Origin of the sequence: Alkalimarinus coralli (genome assembly GCF_023650515.1) — a bacterium.
Lineage (GTDB): Bacteria > Pseudomonadota > Gammaproteobacteria > Pseudomonadales > Oleiphilaceae > Alkalimarinus > Alkalimarinus coralli.
The window spans coordinates 3,651,114-3,671,590 of the sequence record NZ_CP096016.1 but is presented as its reverse complement, the minus strand read 5'-3'; the positions used below and the strand labels follow the sequence as shown (position 1 = coordinate 3,671,590).

Here is a 20,477-nt window from a genome sequence, read left to right as displayed (position 1 = left end):
GGGTCTACTGCACGCCCAACTGAAGCTCGGCTATCACATAACCATTGGCACCTGATAACTTAATTACTGTTCGGCCTTCGCCTGTCACCTTATGCCCTTCGGCAATGGCTTGTGTCACCAGTTTTTTCCACGCATGGGGCAGTTCAGCGTGCGGCCCTTCATGGACGACACTGATGCATTTAAATTCCTTGGTTTCTTTAAACAGATATGAGCCCACGCCGTTTATGGGTTTTTCTACCGGCCAGCCGATTTGGGCGTTAATGGCTTTAGGGTCGAAAGACTGAACGTTTTCAAAAATATAGGTAAACGGGCCATTTAATACTGTTGGGGTTTTAGTGGCGATGGCATAGGCTGTTTTCTCTGCGATTTTTTCACCTTGTTTGTGCATATCTTTGCTAGAAAGAGAGTATTCGCCATAGAAAAAGTGGATGCTGGGCAGCGTTTTGACTTCTAAGGACTTCTCAGACGTGGCCATGGTTGTTGATGAGAGCGAAAAAATAAGTCCAGCGACAAGCCAGTAAGCAAGTTTGTTGATCATATGCGATACATCCTTTACGAAAGTGAAGTTATTTTTAGAAGGCTGGAGAATCTTAAGAAGCGAGGTTGTGTTTAACATTGGTAGAAATGACGGAAAAGGGGAACAAAAGTATAAATAGCAGAATATTTGTTAAATTTGAGAAGTCTGTAGCCTTGATACAGCGAGGGACGAGCGGAATCAGGGGAGGGCGGCCACCGATTCCAGGCTGAGGCAATAGTCCTTTATTCCGCTACTCAGTATCAAGGCCGCATTTGGTCATCATTTACGGGGTGAGCACGACCTTTCCTTTGTTTTTTCGGTCTTCAATATACTGGTGAGCGGCTGCAGCCTGGTCAAACGTAAAGCTGCAATCAACATGTGGGTTGATCCAACCCTCGTTGACACCATCGATAATATGCATCATCCACTGACGAATTTTTTCGTTTTCATGCCAAAGGCGCCCCATATTAACGCCGAATACCGCTTTGTTGGTGTTCATCAGGTTTACCGGGTGAAAGAAAGGCATTTGAACGGCTGTTTTGAGCAGTTTTACTTTGCCCTGCCAGCTTGAGTCTGAGGCTGCTGAGATACCAAACATACCAAGACGGCCGGTAGCGCGCAGGGCGCGATAGCTCTTGCGCCAGTGATTGCCGCCAATCGGGTCGGTTATTAGTTCTACGCCCAGGCCATTGGTTAGTGCTTTTAGTTCGTCCTCCCAGTTTGCGCTGCGATAATCAATGGCATGGTCTAGTCCTTTTTCTACCAGAAACCTGTGCTTACCGGGGCTGGCAGTGCCGTAAGTAGTCGCGCCGATATGTTTGGCAATTTCCAGCGCTGCGAGCCCAACGCCACCCCCAACATTGTGTATCAGTACGCTGTCGTCAGCGGTAAGCGCACCCATAACTACGAGCAGTTGCCATGCTGTCAAGTAGTTAACAGGAATGGCTGCGGCTTGCTCAAATGTGAGCGAGTCAGGTTTTTCAAAAATTTGGTCAACAGGCACGCAAATGGTATCCGCGTAGCCATTGAAGCGGGTGAGGCCGAATACCGCTTTGTCTTTCCAGCTTGGGTCGACTGATGGCCCAACTTGCGTAACAATGCCTGAAAACTCATAACCGACACAGGTGGGAAGTTGAGGGGCATCGGGGTAAAGCCCTTGCCGTGCAAGAATATCAGCAAAGTTGATACCGCAAGCTTTTGTGGTAATGACGACTTCGTTTCGTTGTGGTGATGGGGCAGGGAAGTCCTGAACATCGAGTACATCAACGCCACCAGCCTTAGTGATCATGACCTTTTTCACAATAGCGATCCTCCTTGAAGGGTCAATAAATGAATAGTTCGAGTTATTGTGCCGCAGATACGTACTTATGTAAATGACCGTTGGTCAATTGCATTGGTGTTTATGATATGCAGATTTTCTGAGGTTAAGTTATTGCAGGGGGCAAGTTATTGCAAAGGCTAAGTTATTGCAGGGGTTAAGCTATTGCAAAGGCTAAGGTATTGGGGAGGTTAAGATATTCCCGAGGCGGGGCGTTAGCCCCGCATGGTTAACCGCACGCTTTCTCTCGCCTTATTGATATCCGAGAACGTGCCGATGTAGTTGATGGTATTCATCTGCTCATCTTTAACTTCGTTGATGACTAGCCATTCTGAGTACAGTTGACCATCTTTTGTGCGATTCCAGATCTCTCCCTGCCAGCAGCCTTTCTTTCTGATATCTTGCCACATCTCTTGATAGAACTGGCTATTGTGTTTCCCTGAATGCAGGATCTGAGGTGTTTGGCCATACGCTTCATCCAGTGTGTAGCCGGTAATTGCGGTGAACGCGTGATTGACGGTGATAATCTTGGAATATTGGTCGGTAATGAAGATACCTTCATGGGTGTGCTCAAACATTCGATTGGCCAGTATCATGCGCTCTTCATTTTGCCTTTGTTTGGTCACATCCTGAAGCGTGCCAACCATGTGGCTAACCTTGCCGTTGGTTTCAAATATCGCTTCTGCAATCGCGTTTACAATATGACAGTGACCGTCTGGCGTGAGTACCCGGTAGTCCAGATCAATGGTGCCGACATGCTCAATTGCGTTGTATATCGCTTCTTTCAAGCGTGTTCGGTCTTCCGGGTGAACACGACCAATAAACTCATCCCGATGAATTTTTAGCGGTGGCATTTCGTAGCCCAGTATTCGGTAGGCCTCTTTTGAGCAGATAACATTCTTATCGGCTACGTTCCACTCCCAGCTCCCGATTTTGGCCAGGCGTTGTGCTTCAGCCAGTTGATGCTGGCTTCGCTGGAGTGCCTGTTCTGCGTTTTTTCGATCAGTGATGTTTTGCCGGCTAATCGGAATGTGTTGGTAATCCGCTTCGTTATCTGGAATGGGCATGTACAGGTGTACGTGTATATTGTTGCCATCCAGCGTTTTATACGTCGCATCGGTTTGGAATACTTTTGCGCCATTCCATATCGCTTCGACTTGAGACTTGAACAGATCAAGGGATTGATCGTTAGATATCTCATTAATATGGTTGATGAAGTCGCTGCGTGAATTGGCGTTAAAAAGAGAGAGGGTGGCTTGGTTAATCTCGTTAATCTCTACCATTGAAGCCAGGCGCATGGTTTGTTCTTCATTGCGGTGAAAGTACTCCACAATATTCTCAATGCCCATTTTGCGTAGCTTTTTCAGCTCGCGATATACCTCTGAGTAATCCTCCTCCCAAATGGCGACCTCATTATTTAAAAACAGGTTTTTGTATTTGCTTTTAATCTGGTCTCGGGCCGCTTCTGCATTAACCTGAGCTGTGACATCCCGTAAATTGATAATCAGCCCTTCAATGGAGGGGACTTTAAGCATGTTGGCAATGGTTCCTTCTACATGCCGGCTTTTTCTTTGTTTATCTAGTAGTTGCAGTGAGATCGGCAGTGCGACTGATTGCTCCTGTATGGCGCTATTGATTATCTTTTGCGCTCGTTTAATCTGTTTGGGGTTTAATATCTCTTGAAGGCTTTTTCCTGACACCTCATCAGGACGAAACCCCAATATGTCGGTAACCGAAGGGCTAACATAGTTGCAAGTCCCGCTTTCATTGATAATCAGAGTGATGTCTGTGGATTTTTTAATAAGAGTGTTCAGCCGCTGTTGCTGTGTGAGCAGATTTTTATAGTGGCTTTCAGAATAATACAGGCGCATATGCAGTGCTAAGCTCAGCATGAGTGCAAATACTGCAAATGATACTCTGTTTGCCAAGCTATCTGAGCTGGGCGCAAACAGGTGTTGTGAAAGAGGGCCGGGGTTTAATATCCACGCTTCTGACAAAGCGCTGAACAGCCAGAAAATAGCGCTTGCGAAAGCCGCCCATGCGACACCTGAAAGACAAAATGAGGCGCTGCTATCCTTTTTTATTAATATCATCACTTTAGCCTGATCCGAGGCAAAGGGGTGAGACCCTTTGACAGTCCATTTCGGGTGACTACTCAAACCAAACCGTTGAGCGTTTTGTATCACCCCTTCCATAGCTTAAAGTATAGGCCTACAAACGGCATTTGCCGATGGAATTTTTTGCGGTTATAGATCAATATCTTCTAAGCAGCAAACAGTAGCTGTTCAAAATCGTCGGAAGGCATCGGTTTGCCAAATTTGAACCCCTGAAGAATGTCACACCCTTCGTTTGCCAGAAATTCCTGCTGCCTTCTTGATTCCACGCCTTCAGCGACGATGGTCAAGCCAAGGCTGTGACCGAGCGCAATGACTGCCCGGCAAATGGCTTCATCATTGGGGTCATGGGCAATATCCTGAATGAGCATCCGGTCGATTTTTAACTTATCAATCGGCAGCCGTTTCAGGTATGCAAGTGATGAATAACCAATGCCAAAGTCATCAATCGCAATATGAAACCCTGAATCTCGCAATGATGTGAGCAGGCGCTTTGATTGCTCGGCGTTGTGCATCAAATAACTTTCAGTCAGTTCAAAATCAACACTATCGGGTGAAATGCCGGCATTTGAAACAATGGACTTGAGTTGACCAACGACCAGATTGCTAAGTTGGCGACCTGAAACATTAATCGCCATTCTGACATCAGTTGCGCCATGCTGATGCCACTGTTTTAACTGGATACAGGCTTGCTCGGTGATGATTGCACCAAGTTCATCAATCAGCCCTACCTCCTCCGCAACCTGAATAAACGCATGAGGGGACGTTAACCCTCGGGTAGGGTGGTGCCAGCGTGCCAGCGCTTCGATGCCAACAATTCTCCCTGAAAACGGGTTGACCTGGGGCTGGTAGAACGTTGTCAACTCCCGGTTGAGTAATGCTTGGCGCAAGTCCTGTTCAAGTGACAGGTGCTCATGGGCGGTATCTGTAAGTGACGATTCGTAAAATGAAAACTGGTTTCTGCCCATGGCTTTTGCCTGGTACATCGCTGCATCGGCGCAGCTCAGCAAGGTTTCATCATCCTGACCATCATGAGGGTAGACGGCGATGCCGATGCTCCCCATCAAATAAAACTTGTGTTCATGAATGCTCAGAGGGTGTTCAAGCGCAGATAAGATATGGGCGGCCAAGTCAGTGACTTTATCAATGTTGTCAACCTGGTTAACCAAGATAGCGAACTCATCTCCGCCTAGTCTGGCGACGGTGTACTCTTCTCCTGCAGCGTTAACAATTCGTTGAGCGACTTTTTTTAGCAGAATATCGCCCACTTCATGGCCGTATGAATTATTGATATGTTTAAATCGGTCAAGATCAAGCAGTATCAATGCAACCTGCATTTTATGGTGATTGGCCTGGATAATTGCCTGGCATATGCGGTCTCTCAGCAGGTGGCGGTTTGGCAACGAGGTAAGAGTATCCCGATATGCCGGGCTGGAAAAATGATCTTCATGCCGTTCACGTTGCAGCACCAGGCTCGCAAGATAACTCGTGGTCTTGCTTAGCTGATTGATAAAGTCCGGTGGTGTTGAGTTTTTGAGCCTGAATAAACAAAGCACGCCGAGCTTTGTTGCCTGTGCGTCACCGATTGTCGAGCAGACCATAGACTGGTGCTCCGGGGATATCGTATGCAGAAACGTTGAATTTGGAGAAGACTGAATATTACTGATAAATAATGGTTGTTTTGAGTTTAGGGTGTTATCGAGCCAATACACTGATTCGTCAAATTTGAGTTCATTAACCTGCTTGATTCGCTCAGTGTCCAGGCTGGGGGCTGCGCGTATTCGAAACCTTTTACTATCCAAGTCCATTTCCAAAATAAGTGCGAGACTGTTGGGAGAGAGGTGCTCAACCGCCAGACAAATCTGGTTTAGTATTTCGTGATAGTCCATGCTGAACAGGGCCGTTTCAAGGATATCCCTTTGCATCTCCAAAAGGCTTTCAAGCTGCTGAATAGAAACCTTTTCTGTGGCTTCTTCGTCTAATGTCTGCTGGTGCATCGTGATAACCCTTGTATTGGACGCTTAAGGTTAGACCCGTTGGATACCCAGTCATTCTCGTGTGGCTGGTTTGAGAGGCTTGTATGGCTTCCGCACTGGCATTGTTGTGAAAATCCATTGTTGTGAAAGCTCATTCTGTGCAAGTCAGCTCTGCGCAAGACAGCTCTATGTAAGACAGCGCTGCGAAAGGTCTCAACTTAAGAAAAGTATAGTGTATTAATTGAGTGATTGTTCAATAAATGATCAATTTATTCGGCGGAGTTGAGGCGAGTGCAACCCATGAGATAGAAAACAGGCAGGCAAAAAAAAAGCGCCGCACTCCATGCGACGCTCTTGTTTATTTGGCGCTTCCGTTACCATTCCTTCTGGTGGCCTTGTCGTCCGTGTTTACTTCCTTGCCACATCCGTGTTTGCGTCCCTTCGGGTAGCTTCCTAAGCGGTATCCTTTCTCGCTGCTTCCTTATGTTGAACATAGTAGAGTGCAGAGCGAGAAAAATATATAGGAGATCTCTTAAATGCGTGTGCGAGATATCCTACACTCGTCAGTGATTGTCTGGTTTTAGACTGCTTTTTGGTGAATCATGCTCTCAAGGTGGTAAGAAAGCTCTACTAACTGTTTGTGATTAACTTCTCTTAATAGCTTGTCGATTAGTTTTCTGATGCCTTTTTCGGCCTGACTAATGCCCAGGTCTGCGGCTTTTTTGCTCACCCCACCCATTGCTACTTTATCAATCGGCTGGTGGTAGTAATTGGCAACACTGAGCTCAACCAGTTCGCATAATGCATCGATAACATCATCAATATAAGCATCGGTAGTATTTTCTTCTCTGACCTGGTCAATCAGTGCGACGGCTCTTTTGTGCAGCTCCTCGTGCACGGCAAACACTAAGTGAGGTTCATTCTTGTCAGGGTGAGTCCAGAGCATTTGCTCGATGTAGAGGCTCAGCAGCTTAAGCTCTTCATCATTTCGCTTTTTGAAAAACTGCTTTATTACCAGCTGTATCGCACCCATTACGGCTTTAATCCCGGTGTCAGCAGCCTTTTTCATGGTGGGGGGTAGCGGAACAATCTCTGTTGGACGTTGATAGTAGTGCTCCAAGCCATGTTGTGTCAGTTTTACAACGATCTGGGCTGCTTGCTCGTTTAGCTGTCTGGTGCCTTTGCCGCAGTCATCTTGAATTTTCTTTACCGTATCGTGAGCTTCTATATGCAGTTGCTCATTGATGGGAAAACCCCACAGGGCAGTTGTTTCAGACATGATTTACTCCATTCAATGATCGTCCGGTTTAACGGTGTGGCAGTATTCCGCCCAATCCTCTTGCCGTCATTGACCCGTCACTGAGCTCAATGGGTCGCTTAGGTCAATATAGCGCAGATACAGCCTGTTACTCGGGTTATTATAATACTGGTACGATAGTTTTGTATTTGGGTTTGTTAGCAAAGAATGAATATTTTACATTTTTTTATACGTCTATTTATTGTGCTTAATAAGGTAAGTGTGCACTTACTTATTGTTGTTGTGAGATGTTTTTATGCGAATTGTACCTACTGTTATGGTGGTTATTGATCATTGAGAGACGTTTTAAAAAGGTTAATTATGATGGTGTGAGATGTGTCACTTAACTGTGATTTAAGGGAGTGAACCACTATTCCGGACGTTAACCACTATGGAGGTACTCATGATGAGTAACAGACAATTGAAGAACACAGATCATAACAAAAAGCATTATGGCGCTGGCCGGGAGGGGGTTCTCGGTGCAAATGTTAAACTGATGCGAGGTCATTCAACCTGTCTCGGTAATGCGAGAGAAAACACCAAGCGTAGCCAGCCCGCCGATGTTGTCTCATTTAACAGGGAGGTTTTGAGTGGCGATGGCAAAGCGGTTAAACCAAGGTTGCCTAACTCAATTCGAGTGAGCCAATTTACCGATGAGCAGGTTCGTTATATCGAACAGTTAGGGTGGGTTTTAGTCTATCTGTTTAAACGCTACCCTGAACTCAAACAGACTCAAGGCTTTAATCATGAGCATATTAAAACGGCTGAGCACGTTTTACGTAAAGGGTTTTATGAAACACATGTTTATTCAACAATCGATGTGGGCAATGCCCCGCAAAAAGTGACCATAGATGTTGTTTGTGGGCGCTTTGATGCAGAGCACTCTAGTTGGTCGGTGGAAATTTTTGCTGACGGCGGGCTGGTCAGAAAGCATATCTGTAAAACAGAAGATCAAGTGGTTGCTATGCTGGATCAGCAACTGCACAAATATGGTTTGATCCAGCTTGCATGGGAGCGGGCACGAGCTGCCCGCTAAAGCTTTCCTTACTGACGCCTTCCACTTAACCCCCGTCAACCCCTCCTTTGTTTTGTGGTTCATCTGCCAGGGTCTGGGCTAACCTGGCTAGTTGAACAAATTCACTTCTGTATCCGTATTGATCACGGCCCTTGGCACGCTCGGCCTGTTTAACAACATCGTCAAAGGAGTATGAGTCAAGGTATTGGCTATTGCGTAGGAGTTCTGAAAAGCCGGCTACCGATGAGGCAAATCGAAATGCTTCGCTGGTACTGCTTAGACTACTCTTAATTGCATTTTTGTTAACCGGGAACTGGAGCAGTTTACTATTAGATTGGTCAGGCAATTTGTAGCGAATTTTCAATAAACCAAGCTCACTGGAATTATTCTTGGCGCTATGCGGGGCCTGTTTTTCTCCATATCTAAGTGGGTCATTCCATGGTTTTTTGGCGTCTACCAGCGTTAACTCGTAAATAGCAGTTAAGCTGTGCCCCGCCCCGATTTCACCGGCATCAACTTTGTCATTATTAAAATCTTCCCGGTTTAATAAGCGGTTTTCATAGCCCAGAAGGCGGTACTCCTGAACCCACTGGGGGTTAAACTCCATTTGCAACTTAACGTCGCTGGCAATGGTTTGCAATGTGCTGCTCATCTCATCAACCAGTACTTTTTGAGCTTCTTTCAGGTTATCAATGTAAGCAGCGTTGCCATTGCCTCTGTTGGAAAGTTCTTCCATTAGCGCGTCATTATAGTTACCGGTTCCGTAGCCCAGCACAGAAAGTTGTATGCCCGTTTTTCGCTTCTGTTCAATATAGTTTTTGAGTTCGTCGATGGAGCTGACGCCTACATTAAAATCGCCATCGGTGGCCAGAACAACCCGGTTAATCCCTTTCTCGATGGTTGCTTGTTGTCCAAGTTGGTAAGCGAGTTCTATACCCGCGCTTCCGTGAGTCGAACCGCCAGCTTGAAGCTGATCAATAGCCTGTAAAATTTTATAGGTTTTGTCGCCTGGCGTGGGTTCCAATACCACACGTGCAGAACCCGCGTAGACCACCAGCGATATTCGGTCATCCTGATTTAGCTGTTTGGTCAGCAGACGCAGCGACTTCTTAACCAATGGAAGTTTGTCTGTGCTATTCATTGACCCAGATACATCGACTAGAAATACGAGATTGGCCGCTGGGCGCGTGGCAGCCTGCTCTTTATAACCCTGTATTCCGATATGCAGTAATGTTCGATCACTGTTCCATGGACTTGGCCCCACCTCATAATGAACCGAGAAAGGCTGGCTTTCGGATGAGGGTGGCATGTACTGGTAGTCGAAATAGTTAATTAGCTCTTCGGTTCTGACCGCATTGGCGGGCGGGATTTGCCCATTGTTAATGAATCGACGAATATTGGCATAGCTTGCTGTATCTACATCTATACTGAAGGTACTAACGGGAGATTCGCTGACCGCCATCACGCTGTTTTGCTCAATGTTCTGGTACCGCTCTGTAGATATAGGGGGTGATGGGGGTAGGGCGGGGCTGATATAAGCCCCGGAAGCGATGCGCATTTCTGGCATTGTTGCGTCCATGAGTACAGCTTGAGCGGCTATTTTGCTTTCATGTTTGGCCTTTTTACCTTGAGAGCGTGCTTGCTCTTTTGCTGTGCTTAAATGTGGGGCGTGTTCCTGCTCTTCGATAGCGTGTTCGTTAGTGCTGCACCCAGCAACCAGTATGGCGGTAGATAGCGCCATGGTCAGGTACTGCTTGGTGTGAGCTGGTTTATAACATGGTTTTGGGGGCATCGAGTTTATGGTCATGTTGGTATCCTTCATCATTCAGTTTGGTGGAGGGAGTAATGACAGGATAATAATGTTTCGCAGCCTGGAATAAGGGTGTATCAGCTTTAAATTGGTCTTCCGGCTAGCCATAAAATATGGTAAGGAGATTTCCCGCTACCCAAAAACGGGTGAGTCTCGCTAACCGGAGCGTTAAAATTGATTGTTTTTGCCTATTGTTATGGTGGCTATCACCATTGTGGTCAGTCTGTATAGTTCGCCAAAATAGCCTCATTCATTGTTTAAAAATAAGAAGGATTTCATCATGGAACTTCAAAATGTACCAGCGATCATAACCGGTGGTGCTTCTGGCCTTGGAGAAGGCGCAGCAAGAATTTTGGCCGCAGCGGGGGCGAAAGTCGTCTTGTTGGATCTGCAAATTGAAAAAGCAGAAAAGCTAGCGGCTGAGTTAGGTGGTCTGGCGATCCAGTGTAATGTCTCAGATGCAGAAAGTGCCAAGCAGGCGTTGGCGCAGTCGCTGGAAGCCCTCGGCCCTTGTGGTATCGCGGTTAGCTGTGCCGGTATTGGCACCGCAGGCCGAATTCTGGGCAAAGATGGCCCTATGGATCTGGATGTCTTTAGCAAAACGATCAATGTTAATCTGATTGGTACGTTTAACATACTTCGCCTGGCCGCAGAACAGATGCAACAGCGCACCCCTAATGCCGATGGTGAGCGGGGAATTGTTATCAACACCGCCTCAATTGCAGCGTTTGAAGGCCAAATTGGTCAGGCGGCATACTCTGCATCGAAAGGAGGGGTGGTTGCTATGACGCTGCCAGCGGCAAGGGAGCTTGCGCGTTTTGGTATTCGGGTTAACACCATTGCGCCAGGGCTCTTTAAAACACCAATGATGGAAGGTATGCCGCAAGACGTTCAAGATGCCTTGGCCGCTGGCCTGCCATTCCCACCACGATTGGGTCACCCGGAAGAGTTTGGCCAGTTGGTCAAACATATGGTGGAAAACCCGATCATGAATGGTGAAACGGTGCGCTTGGACAGCGCGGTTCGGCTTCAGCCTAAGTAGGGCTTTGAACGTTGTTTTACCTACGTTTATGATAAAAGGCTCTGGTCAGCCTTTTATCATATTGGTGTCTAAGTCCCTATACCCTGCGCTGCCATATGAAATTGATGCGCCATCCTGTAAGCTGCCGTTTTTGGGCATGTAACATACTGCTCTTTATTCTCCTTTAAATCTCTTAGGAACATACCTCTCAACTCTTTAGACATCCACTTGAATGGCGCTTTGCCATACGGTAATGGGCGGGGTACAACACTCATTGCTCCAGAACACTGGCCTGACTCTGAAACCAGCTCAAATGTTAAGTTAAATATGCCTTCTGACATCGGCCAGTTATTGGCTTGGTTGCCAAACAAAGAGACTAAAAAAGCTCTTAAGTCATCACTCTGATGTAAATCCATATTATCTCTCCTTGATACTGCGCTTGACTAAATCAAGCTTTTCCTTAGATCCATATACCGTTATATGGTGAGTCATCAACTCTTCAAAAATATATAGTTGGGCACTTTGCCTCTCTTCATCATAAACTGAAGTGATTTTTGCTTTCCCGATAGCTGATTTTTCAACACTTGTTGGGGTAACGTTAAACTCTTTCGCCTGATCTTTTGATAGCGCTGCCAGCCAGCTTGGCAGTGAATCTCGCTTTGTTTTGTCGAATATTGATATTAGAAACACTTGATCAATCCCCGTAAGATCTATCGACTTATATATACTTTTAGGGTCGACCACCTCGTGGACAAATGACCAGTTGTCGTATTTGAATATTAATGATGAGCGGGTGTGAGAAATTAATGTCGGGTCGGGGTAATCCATCGCTAAATTTGCAGAAAGGATCAGCTCTTTTGAGAAAGAGGCGGGGCTAAAAACCAGGGTGAGCAGAATAAATAGAACTGTGGTCAAGCTTTTCATAAACATCCTTATTTATTAAAAATCAGCGTGACGGTAGCTTATCAACTTATTATATGAAGAGGAATGAAGTTCACCGCAATTTTGTTCAATATCTTACCTGTTTGCATTGTTATATTGCCTGCTCTTTAACGTGATAGAGGCTGGCAATATGACGATCTTTCTCTCAATGTTTATCTTTGCCTTGATAGGCGCAATCTCTCCTGGTCCGGTCAATATTATAGCGACGGGAGCTGGGGCTAATTTTGGTTTTCGCAGAGCCTTGCCTCATGTACTCGGGGCGACTATCGCGTACACATTGATTGTATTTTTAGTTGGGGTCGGTCTTAATCGTATATTGGAGATGTACCCTCAGATAACTGATTCATTACGGTATCTTGGGGGCGCTTTTCTATTGTATATGGCGTATAAAATTGCGACATCTAAGCCGACCAATGATATTGAAGCGGCGCAAGCGAGACCGCCAAGCTTGCTTGAGGGAGCATTGTCTCAATGGTTAAACCCCAAAGCATGGCTGGTATCAATGTCAGGGGTTACGCTGTTTGTGGCGGCGAACACGCCTGCTTCGTTATACCTGTTTGTTTTCTGCGCTATATCGTTTGTCGTTTGCTTATTTGGAGTAGGTACTTGGGCTGCGATTGGGCATGTTATCCGCAAATATTTGTCTAATGAGAGGCAGCAAATTAGCTTTAATATTGTGATGGGGCTATTGCTAAGTAGCACGGTTGTTTCTATTTTTATAAGTGCATAATGATTTATTCACCCACTTCTTGTTGACGAGATATTGTTGATGGCGCAGGAACAGTCCTTATTTTTTAAGAAGAGCGACATACTGCCATTTGTCGAAATGCGTCGGGCTGATCGCTCTAGCGCCTGCTATCACACCCACTCTCATGACGAATTCTCATTCGGTGTGATTGATGAGGGAGAGGCTGAATACCGCAATCAGAGGTGTAAAAATCATATTGGTTCGGGCATGACCGTGACAATTAACCCGGCGGACGCTCACAGCTGCAACCCCAAAGAGGGGCTTTGGTCATATAGAATGCTGTTTGTTGATACCCACTGGATCGGTGAATTACAGCAAGAAATGCTCAGTTTTCATAGTATCGATTATCTGCCTTTTCCGAACCTTTATGAGAGTGATGCCAAAACCTACCACTCTTTTGGCAAACTATTCGAAATATTAGTCGCAGAAACGAACCCCTTGGTCGCTGAAAGCCTGTTAATTCAGTTTCTAGAGCGGCGATTTATGAATAGCGCCTCTCTGGCAAAGGCGTCAGCGCTACCAGACCTAATGCGAGTCAAACAGGTCAAGGAGCTGATCATGGATCAGCTGGACGTGAATATTTCTTTAGATGAGTTTTCAGCTCACTCAGGTCTCAGCCGTTATCACCTTATTCGCAGCTTTAAACACGCTTACGGCCAGTCACCCCATGCGTTTCAATTAGATCAGCGGATAAAAAAAGCCAAATCGCTTCTTCAGCGCGGGGAGAGTATCGTCGATACAGCAAGCGTGCTAGGATTTGCTGACCAAAGCCACTTCCAGCGTAACTTCAAAAAGCGATTGGCGGTCACTCCCAGGCAGTACCAAGCGTTTTTTGTCTAATCTCAGGGATTGGCTAGGCTGCATTTAGACTGATTAACGAACTGTATTCAAAATGCCAAATCTGTTCTGCAAAATTCACCGCTTAAAAAGCCAAGGTTGGACATGGGATCAGTTTATGTCGGAGCTGGATCGGATTTATTTTGGTGGCATTGATGAAAAAACACTTAAATCACACTATCGACAACCTCATAAGCGATCAACCAGTCACACCCAACAGCTGATTGAGTCGTTGCATAAGCGGTACTTTCCGTCACCTTTTCCGGCCGATACTGAAGCACTGATGCGTATTTACAACAACTTGGTTGATTGCCCAAAACATGCCACCACAGAAGCCGATGTTGCTGACCTTAGGTTGTTTCTGCAAGCGCAGGTTAATGAACAAGGTATGCCTTTGCTTAGGGCCGCCCGTTTAAATTGGCTATTGGCCAATACCTATTTTGATGACATAGGAGCACTCAGAACAGCGAGAAAACGAGTGCAGTTGCAGGAATACCAGAAGCACGCGATTCAACATTATCAGCAGGCCATTACGTTAATCGAAACGCACAACCAAGAAGCTGCTGAGAGCAGCGTCAGTGAATTTGTTCTATACAAAGTACACCAGAATATTTTGGCCTGTTACTTAAATGCAATTGAGCCGGAGCATAGGGAGAGCGACGAACAGGTATTAAATTATCTTACCCATTCTGACTTTTTAAGCCAAAGCAAAAAGGTGCTGGTGCAGGAGCCATACTTATGGGTGGTGGCTCGTAACGGACTGCGTTTTGGCTCTTTGCTGAAATCTGCCACCCTTTGCGAGCAGTTTTTCAGATTGCTGGTGGCGGCAAGCCCATACTTCCTTGACCTGGATTATGCCCCTCAGGGATACCCCGCCATATGCAACAGCAAGGAGTTCAACTGGGCTTGTCAGCATGTTTTATCGGCTGGCTTTATTGATACACTAAGAGGCTAATTCGCTGGTTCGTGGTAATATCTTCATCGCCTATTTTAATCCGCGTCAGGAGCCTCAGTTTTGATGAGTAAAATTAAAGCCATTCTAGCGTCTTTAGCCGTTGTTTTGTTACTGGTAACGGCTGGATGTTCTTCCTCTCATGCGCCTGATGATGCACAGAAGCAGAAATCAGAATCGGCACCATCGGCGCCAGCCGCCTCTGAAGAACGGCTCTATGACCATCAGTTATTAGAGGCTCAGGGAGCTGAGGCGGATGAAGAAAAAGAGCAGCTCAAAAAACGTAAATCCAGTGACGACGATATGGAACGTCTTGACTAACGCATCAGTAGCAGAGGCGGCTAAACTGAGTTGTTTTACGTCAACGCACTTTTAATTTAAATCCTTATATTGACCCTGCTGACCGCTGGTTAGGCGATCTGGCACTTGCGTTCTGAGTGATGATTGCGTATTAAGTAGCCCACCAAGCATAAGTTAAGATATTTAATACGAATTCGAACAACAGCTACTGCTAACTTGAATGATAAACACTGAGAGGAGAGACTCTGTGAGCCATCCATACCCGAAACTATTTGAACCTCTTGACCTGGGTTTTACCCAACTAAAAAACCGCGTCATTATGGGGTCGATGCACACAGGGCTTGAAGATCGCCTCTGGAACTACGATAAGTTGGCCGCCTATTTTGCCGAGCGTGCCAAGGGTGGGGTTGGCCTCATCGTAACCGGTGGTTTTGCACCCAATCTTGAAGGGGAGCTGGCACCACTGTCATCCAACTTGACCCATTCGCTGGTTCTGCCCTGGCACCGCAAAGTGACCAGTGCAGTGCACAAAGAGGGCGGCAAAATAGCGATGCAAATTCTGCATGCGGGGCGTTATGCCTACCAACCGCTGGCGGTTTCGGCCAGTGCCGTTAAGTCTCCTATTAGCCCATTTAAGCCAAGAGCGTTGAGTTCTAAAGGGGTGCAGCGCCAAATAGATGCCTATGGGCGCTGTGCTAAACTGGCTAAAAAAGCCGGTTATGACGGTGTTGAAGTGATGGGCTCAGAAGGTTATTTCATTAACCAGTTTTTATGTAAGCGCACCAACAAACGAACCGATGAATGGGGTGGTAGCTTCGAAAACCGCATGCGTCTGCCTGTTGAGGTGGTGAAAAAAGTACGAAAAGAAGCGGGTGATGACTTTATCATTATCTACCGTCTCTCAATGATCGATTTGGTTGAAGAAGGCCATACCTGGGAAGAGGTCGTTCAACTGGGTAAAGCGATTGAAGCAGCCGGTGCGACGATTATTAATACCGGTATCGGTTGGCACGAAGCCCGAGTACCGACCATTGTGACCTCCGTGCCACGTGCAGCCTTTACCTGGGTAACCAAGAAATTCAGAAAAGAAGTGTCCATCCCTGTGGTGACGAGTAACCGGATCAACACGCCAGAAAAAGCCGAAGAAGTGTTGGCAAGCGGTGATGCAGACCTGGTCTCGATGGCAAGGCCGTTCCTGGCTGACCCTGAGTTTATGATTAAGGCAGAAGCCAACAAAAGCGATGAAATCAACACCTGTATCGCGTGTAATCAGGCTTGCCTTGACCATGTATTTAAAGCTCAGCGTGCGAGCTGTCTGGTAAACCCGAGAGCCTGTTTTGAAACTGAGCTGGTGTACAAGCGCACCCGCAAACCAAAAAATATTGCAGTGGTTGGTGCCGGGCCAGCGGGCTTGGCAGCGGCAACGACGGCGGCCAAGAGAGGCCATTTGGTGACACTGTTTGACCAGTCTCATGAGATTGGTGGCCAATTTAATATGGCCAAGCGTGTGCCAGGGAAAGAAGAGTTCTACGAAACCATTCGTTACTTTAATAAGCAGATTGAACTAAATGGCGTTCGTATGAAGCTTAACACTCGTGTCGAAGCACAAGACTTGATTGATGGGAACTATCATGAAGTGATTTTGGCGACGGGCGTAACCGCACGGGAGTTAACCTTCCCTGGAATCGACCACGAGAAAGTGCTTTCTTATATCGATGTACTACGCCATAACAAGCCGGTAGGTAAGAAAGTTGCTGTTATTGGCGCGGGAGGCATCGGTTTTGATATCAGCGAGTATCTTGTCCACAACGAAGGTGAAGCGCCAAGCCTTGATTTAGCCCTTTGGCAGAAAGAGTGGGGCATCGATAAAACCATGAAGCAGCCCGGCGGTTTAGCCAAGAAAGGTAAGCAACCAACAGCCCCAGCAAGGCAGATTTACTTATGCCAGCGTAAAGAGACTAAAGTGGGGGCAGGCCTAGGCAAGACGTCTGGCTGGGTTCATCGTACAACGTTGCAAGATAAGAATGTTGAAATGATCGCCGGTGTAAGCTACGACAAGGTCGACGATAAAGGGTTGCATATTACGGTGAATGGACAGGCTGGCGTGCTTGAAGTTGATAATGTAATTACCTGCGCAGGCCAAGAACCTTGCCGGGAGTTATATGCTGCGCTAGAAACAGCAGGTGTCAACGTCCACTTGATCGGTGGTGCAGATGTTGCCTCAGAGCTTGATGCTAAAAGAGCGATTCGTCAGGGCTCTGAGCTAGCTGCAGAGCTATAAACCGTTATAGATCGGTTTTATCAGAAAACGCTGCATTGATGCAGCGTTTTTTCGTATTGCTATACGCCTGCCACAACGACTCTAGCCATGTATGAAATACTTGATGGTCAATTAATTTGAGCATCAGTCAATAAAGGTTCCCACATGAAAGCGGTATTCACACAACGTAAGTGTATAAAATCTGTTTTGACCTACGGTGAAACCAGCAAGCCAACCCCCGCAGATGACGAAGTGCTGATAGAGGTGAGCCATGCCAGTTTGAACCCTATCGACTGGAAGCTCTTCAAAATTTTACAGTTCTACCCCTTTAAACAAATCGTTCAGGGCAAAGATGTTGCGGGGACGGTCGCCGCGGTAGGGAAGAACGCTGCAAAGTTTAAAGTGGGTGATGAAGTTTATAGCTACCTTAGTTATACCTTGGGGGGAGGCTTTGCCGAATATGCCGTATCCAATGAGAACACGGTCGCCCTTAAACCCGGCAACATGAGTTTTGCCGAAGCAGCAGGTGTACCTTTGGCTGGCACCACAGCCTGGCAGTCATTACAGTTGGGTGAAATTTCAGCGGATAAAAATGTACTGATTATCGGTGCATCGGGTGGTGTAGGAAGTTATGCAGTCCAGATGGCAAAATCGACAGGCGCTAATGTTACCGGTGTTTGTAGTGGGAACAATGTTGAACTTGTTGAGTCGCTGGGTGCAGATAATGTCATTGACTACCAAAAGCAAGATTTTAGAACGCTCCCCGGCAACTATGACATCGTCTTTGATGCCGTGGGTAAACATAGCCTTAGTGCGTGTTCCGATATCCTGGTTCCAGAAGGCCACTACATTACTACGATGCCTAACGTTAAGAGTTTCTTTGAAGTTAAAAAGACTAAATCAAAAGGTGTCAGCAATCAGCAAAATCAAAAAGCCCATTTGATCAGCGCATCTGCGTCTGCCGAGTGTTTAGAAATGTTCGCTCAACTAAGCGAAACAGGGCAATTAAAGACCGTGATTGACCGCCACTTTGGTTTGCCTGCGCTGGAAGACGCCTATGCCTACAGCCGAACGGGCAGGGCAAGGGGTAAGATTATTATTGATGTAAAGGGATAGGTGTTTATGTGTAGAAGAGGTTTATTTGGCGCTTAATGCACGGCTGGAAAGGGTGACCACGAGTCTAAATCTGATCTTGTTGCTTATGACTCTTTTGCTTTATTCCTATGTGAAATACCTTGTGTGAAGCTGCATGCAGTGTATTGTGGGGGACTGAGGGTTAGAGACCCTCGGCCACCCGATTATTTTCGATCTTGCCAATATCCGGGTTTACGCTTATTGTGCATAATTGCAACAACGTATATTTGATTGCAATGCTTTTTATATATTACCGAAAATGGAAACCTTGATAGTAAGTATCTTTTAAACCCTGTTTGAAAATTTGGCCAAGTATCTGGATATTCTGAAAGTATTTCGTAAGAACTCTCTAGTTCTTGTAATAAGTCGTCACCTAAACCAACTGCTTGCTCTTCATACCATTGATAATAAGCTTTAATTTCGTCTTTCACATCCGGGTGAAAAATGAGGTTTTTCAATTACTCTCCCCTTGTGTCCTTTTTTATTTCACTCCAAGACACTCCTTTAACCTCACCAGATTCCAGCTGCTGAAAACGTTTTTCTGCTAGTTTACCCCAAGCTTCTTCTACACCCTGGTCTTGGGTAGAATCCAAAGATGAAATCAGACAATGAGCAAGCATAGCTCTTTCACTACTATTTAAATGTTTTGTACTTTCAAGTACTTGCTTAATACTCATGCGACTAATCCAAATAAAGTTTCAAACTAAGTATATAGTAGCATGGCCTAATTTTCTTTGCCAAACCAACTCCCGTAGATCGCGAAGTGCTGATAGAAGAAACCATGCCAGCTTGAACCCATTTGATCAGCGCATCTGCGTCTGCCGAGTGTTTAGAAATGTTCGCTCAACTAAGAGAAACAGGCCAATTAAAGACCTTGATTGACCGTCACTTTGGTTTGCCTGCGCTGGAAGACGCCTATGCCTACAGCCGAACGGGCAGGGCAAGGGGTAAGATTATTATTGATGTAAAGGGATAGGTGTTTACTCTTCAAATATTGCATCGTCCCTTAAAGCCTCAGTATTAATCAGGGCTTTAAGGGAGTCTTTCTAGTTAAAGTAAGCAACGATTTCTGTGTCGGATCAGGCCGGTGCGGAGTGAGAGGCAAATAGGGTTTTCACCTCATCACCCCACGAGCTAATCATCTGATTTATTTATATTCATAATTTAATTAAGCAATATTAGTAGTAAAATAATGACCCTCATTTTTCAAAAAAAGTGGTTACCATGACTGTTGATCTAAATAGCCGTTACGGCTTGAATTCTGCGCATAGTGAAGTGGTAGATGCGTGTAAAATTATTGAGCCGTGCGATACGTTAGACATGGGGTGTTCGAATGGGCGTAATGCGTTGTATCTCGGCCAACTCGGGTTTAATGTTGTTGCGGTAGATGCTAACCCTGGTGCCATTGATATGCTGCAAAGCATTGTCAGTGAAGAGAAGATGACCAATGTTAAGGCTCAGGTGTACGATATTAACAATGCCTGCCTTGGTGTGGACTATGGGTTTATTGCTTGTACCGTAACTCTCATGTTTCTCGATCCTGCTCGTGTTGATGCGGTTATTGCCGATATGCAAGAGCGTACTCTCGCTGGCGGATATAACCTGATTGTTTGTGCCATGAGTACGGAAGAGCACCCATGCCCGGTTCGCTTCCCTTTTACCCTGAAAGCAGGGCAGTTACGTGAGGCTTATGAAGGCTGGGAGCTGATAAAGTACAATGAAGATATAGGTACAATGCACAATGGTGCGCAACTGCAGTTTGCGACCATGTTAGCGCGGAAACCTGGCTAAAACAAAAACCATATCATCGTTATCGCGTTTGATTTTCCGTATCCATTGTCACTCCCGCGAAGGCGGGAGCCTATGCAGGTCGCTTGCTTGGCTCCAACCTCATGTTTATAGTGAACAAGAATGACTTCCTGTCTCACCTTCCATCTTAACTTTTGCACCATTGAATATTTCATGACAAAGTATGGATCTGAGTTGAATTAACTGGTGTATAGAAAGAGAATATAATGGCTTTAAGTGGAAATACCCCCATACCAAAAATAATTGCGCTGACATTATTGGTGTTTGGTATTGGTTTGTTGTTTTGGGCGTATGATATGTCTGGTTCTGCAGCCAACCAGTTTACATCAGCATTGACTGGCTCCCACTCGGATAAGGTGATGTATACCGGCATCGGCGGAGCGGTTAGCCTGGTTGTTGGAATGTATCTGTTTTTTAGAAAATAGAT

General features: G+C 46.0%; 21 protein-coding genes. 11 read left to right on the top strand and 10 right to left on the bottom strand.

Annotation, left to right across the window (positions count from 1 at the left end):
• Window positions 1-4: 4 nt before the first annotated feature.
• From MY523_RS16430 to MY523_RS16410, 5 genes are all read right to left on the bottom strand, one after another.
• Window positions 5-538 carry a GyrI-like domain-containing protein gene (locus MY523_RS16430; protein WP_250655765.1) on the bottom strand — a complete coding sequence of 178 codons (534 nt, stop codon included), beginning with the start codon at window positions 536-538 and terminating at the stop codon, window positions 5-7.
• 262 nt (window positions 539-800) lie between these two features.
• On the bottom strand, window positions 801-1,817 hold the full coding sequence (locus MY523_RS16425) for a synaptic vesicle VAT-1 family membrane protein (RefSeq protein WP_250655764.1): 1,017 nt from the start codon (window positions 1,815-1,817) through the stop codon (window positions 801-803).
• Window positions 1,818-2,050: 233 nt separating this feature from the next.
• Window positions 2,051-3,928: a PAS domain-containing protein gene (locus MY523_RS16420; protein WP_250655763.1), complete on the bottom strand. Its 1,878-nt coding sequence runs from the start codon at window positions 3,926-3,928 to the stop codon at window positions 2,051-2,053.
• A 170-nt stretch (window positions 3,929-4,098) separates the two neighbouring features.
• A complete protein-coding gene (locus MY523_RS16415; RefSeq protein ID WP_250655762.1) occupies window positions 4,099-5,946 on the bottom strand; it encodes a putative bifunctional diguanylate cyclase/phosphodiesterase in 1,848 nt (615 codons plus the stop codon).
• 559 nt (window positions 5,947-6,505) lie between these two features.
• Entirely contained in the window at window positions 6,506-7,204 is a 699-nt protein-coding gene (locus MY523_RS16410) for a hypothetical protein (RefSeq protein WP_250655761.1), read from the bottom strand.
• A gap of 421 nt (window positions 7,205-7,625) precedes the next feature.
• Between MY523_RS16410 and MY523_RS16405 the strand changes: the two genes are divergently transcribed.
• Complete coding sequence (locus MY523_RS16405) at window positions 7,626-8,258, top strand: hypothetical protein (protein WP_250655760.1); 633 nt, start codon at window positions 7,626-7,628, stop codon at window positions 8,256-8,258.
• Between the two features lie 25 nt (window positions 8,259-8,283).
• Here the strand turns inward: MY523_RS16405 and MY523_RS16400 are convergent, their stop codons facing one another.
• Window positions 8,284-10,044 carry a vWA domain-containing protein gene (locus MY523_RS16400; protein ID WP_250655759.1) on the bottom strand — a complete coding sequence of 587 codons (1,761 nt, stop codon included), beginning with the start codon at window positions 10,042-10,044 and terminating at the stop codon, window positions 8,284-8,286.
• 283 nt (window positions 10,045-10,327) lie between these two features.
• Between MY523_RS16400 and MY523_RS16395 the strand changes: the two genes are divergently transcribed.
• Window positions 10,328-11,089 (top strand): SDR family NAD(P)-dependent oxidoreductase, encoded by a 762-nt coding sequence (locus tag MY523_RS16395; RefSeq protein WP_250655758.1) that lies wholly within the window; start codon window positions 10,328-10,330, stop codon window positions 11,087-11,089.
• Between the two features lie 68 nt (window positions 11,090-11,157).
• On the opposite strand, the gene MY523_RS16390 is transcribed toward MY523_RS16395, so the two are convergent.
• The gene (locus MY523_RS16390) at window positions 11,158-11,484 is read right to left on the bottom strand and encodes a hypothetical protein (RefSeq protein ID WP_250655757.1); all 327 of its coding nucleotides are present in this window, start codon (window positions 11,482-11,484) and stop codon (window positions 11,158-11,160) included.
• Window position 11,485: 1 nt separating this feature from the next.
• Complete coding sequence (locus MY523_RS16385; RefSeq protein WP_250655756.1) at window positions 11,486-11,992, bottom strand: hypothetical protein; 507 nt, start codon at window positions 11,990-11,992, stop codon at window positions 11,486-11,488.
• A gap of 148 nt (window positions 11,993-12,140) precedes the next feature.
• Between MY523_RS16385 and MY523_RS16380 the strand changes: the two genes are divergently transcribed.
• From MY523_RS16380 to MY523_RS16355, 6 genes are all read left to right on the top strand, one after another.
• Window positions 12,141-12,740, top strand: coding sequence for a LysE family translocator (locus MY523_RS16380; protein ID WP_250655755.1), 600 nt, complete (start codon window positions 12,141-12,143; stop codon window positions 12,738-12,740).
• 39 nt (window positions 12,741-12,779) lie between these two features.
• Window positions 12,780-13,598 carry an AraC family transcriptional regulator gene (locus MY523_RS16375; protein WP_250655754.1) on the top strand — a complete coding sequence of 273 codons (819 nt, stop codon included), beginning with the start codon at window positions 12,780-12,782 and terminating at the stop codon, window positions 13,596-13,598.
• Between the two features lie 52 nt (window positions 13,599-13,650).
• Window positions 13,651-14,550, top strand: a complete 900-nt coding sequence (locus MY523_RS16370) for a hypothetical protein (protein WP_250655753.1) — start codon at window positions 13,651-13,653, stop codon at window positions 14,548-14,550.
• A 63-nt stretch (window positions 14,551-14,613) separates the two neighbouring features.
• Window positions 14,614-14,868, top strand: coding sequence for a hypothetical protein (locus MY523_RS16365; protein WP_250655752.1), 255 nt, complete (start codon window positions 14,614-14,616; stop codon window positions 14,866-14,868).
• Window positions 14,869-15,067: 199 nt separating this feature from the next.
• Window positions 15,068-17,128, top strand: a complete 2,061-nt coding sequence (locus MY523_RS16360) for an NADPH-dependent 2,4-dienoyl-CoA reductase (RefSeq protein WP_250655751.1) — start codon at window positions 15,068-15,070, stop codon at window positions 17,126-17,128.
• Window positions 17,129-17,272: 144 nt separating this feature from the next.
• Entirely contained in the window at window positions 17,273-18,223 is a 951-nt protein-coding gene (locus tag MY523_RS16355; RefSeq protein WP_250655750.1) for an NAD(P)-dependent alcohol dehydrogenase, read from the top strand.
• Between the two features lie 182 nt (window positions 18,224-18,405).
• Here MY523_RS16355 and MY523_RS16350 read toward each other — a convergent pair whose 3' ends face one another.
• Window positions 18,406-18,699: a type II toxin-antitoxin system RelE/ParE family toxin gene (locus MY523_RS16350; protein ID WP_250655749.1), complete on the bottom strand. Its 294-nt coding sequence runs from the start codon at window positions 18,697-18,699 to the stop codon at window positions 18,406-18,408.
• Window positions 18,700-18,918 carry an addiction module protein gene (locus MY523_RS16345; RefSeq protein ID WP_250655748.1) on the bottom strand — a complete coding sequence of 73 codons (219 nt, stop codon included), beginning with the start codon at window positions 18,916-18,918 and terminating at the stop codon, window positions 18,700-18,702.
• A 122-nt stretch (window positions 18,919-19,040) separates the two neighbouring features.
• On the opposite strand from MY523_RS16345, the gene MY523_RS16340 reads away from it, so the two are divergent.
• The 3 genes from MY523_RS16340 (at window position 19,041) to MY523_RS16330 (ending at window position 20,475) form a co-directional block, all read left to right on the top strand.
• Window positions 19,041-19,217: a zinc-binding dehydrogenase gene (locus tag MY523_RS16340; RefSeq protein WP_256470533.1), complete on the top strand. Its 177-nt coding sequence runs from the start codon at window positions 19,041-19,043 to the stop codon at window positions 19,215-19,217.
• A 248-nt stretch (window positions 19,218-19,465) separates the two neighbouring features.
• Window positions 19,466-20,032: a tellurite resistance methyltransferase TehB gene (gene tehB, locus MY523_RS16335; protein WP_250655746.1), complete on the top strand. Its 567-nt coding sequence runs from the start codon at window positions 19,466-19,468 to the stop codon at window positions 20,030-20,032.
• 224 nt (window positions 20,033-20,256) lie between these two features.
• The gene (locus tag MY523_RS16330; RefSeq protein WP_250655745.1) at window positions 20,257-20,475 is read left to right on the top strand and encodes a DUF3185 family protein; all 219 of its coding nucleotides are present in this window, start codon (window positions 20,257-20,259) and stop codon (window positions 20,473-20,475) included.
• The last annotated feature ends 2 nt before the right edge of the window (window positions 20,476-20,477 follow it).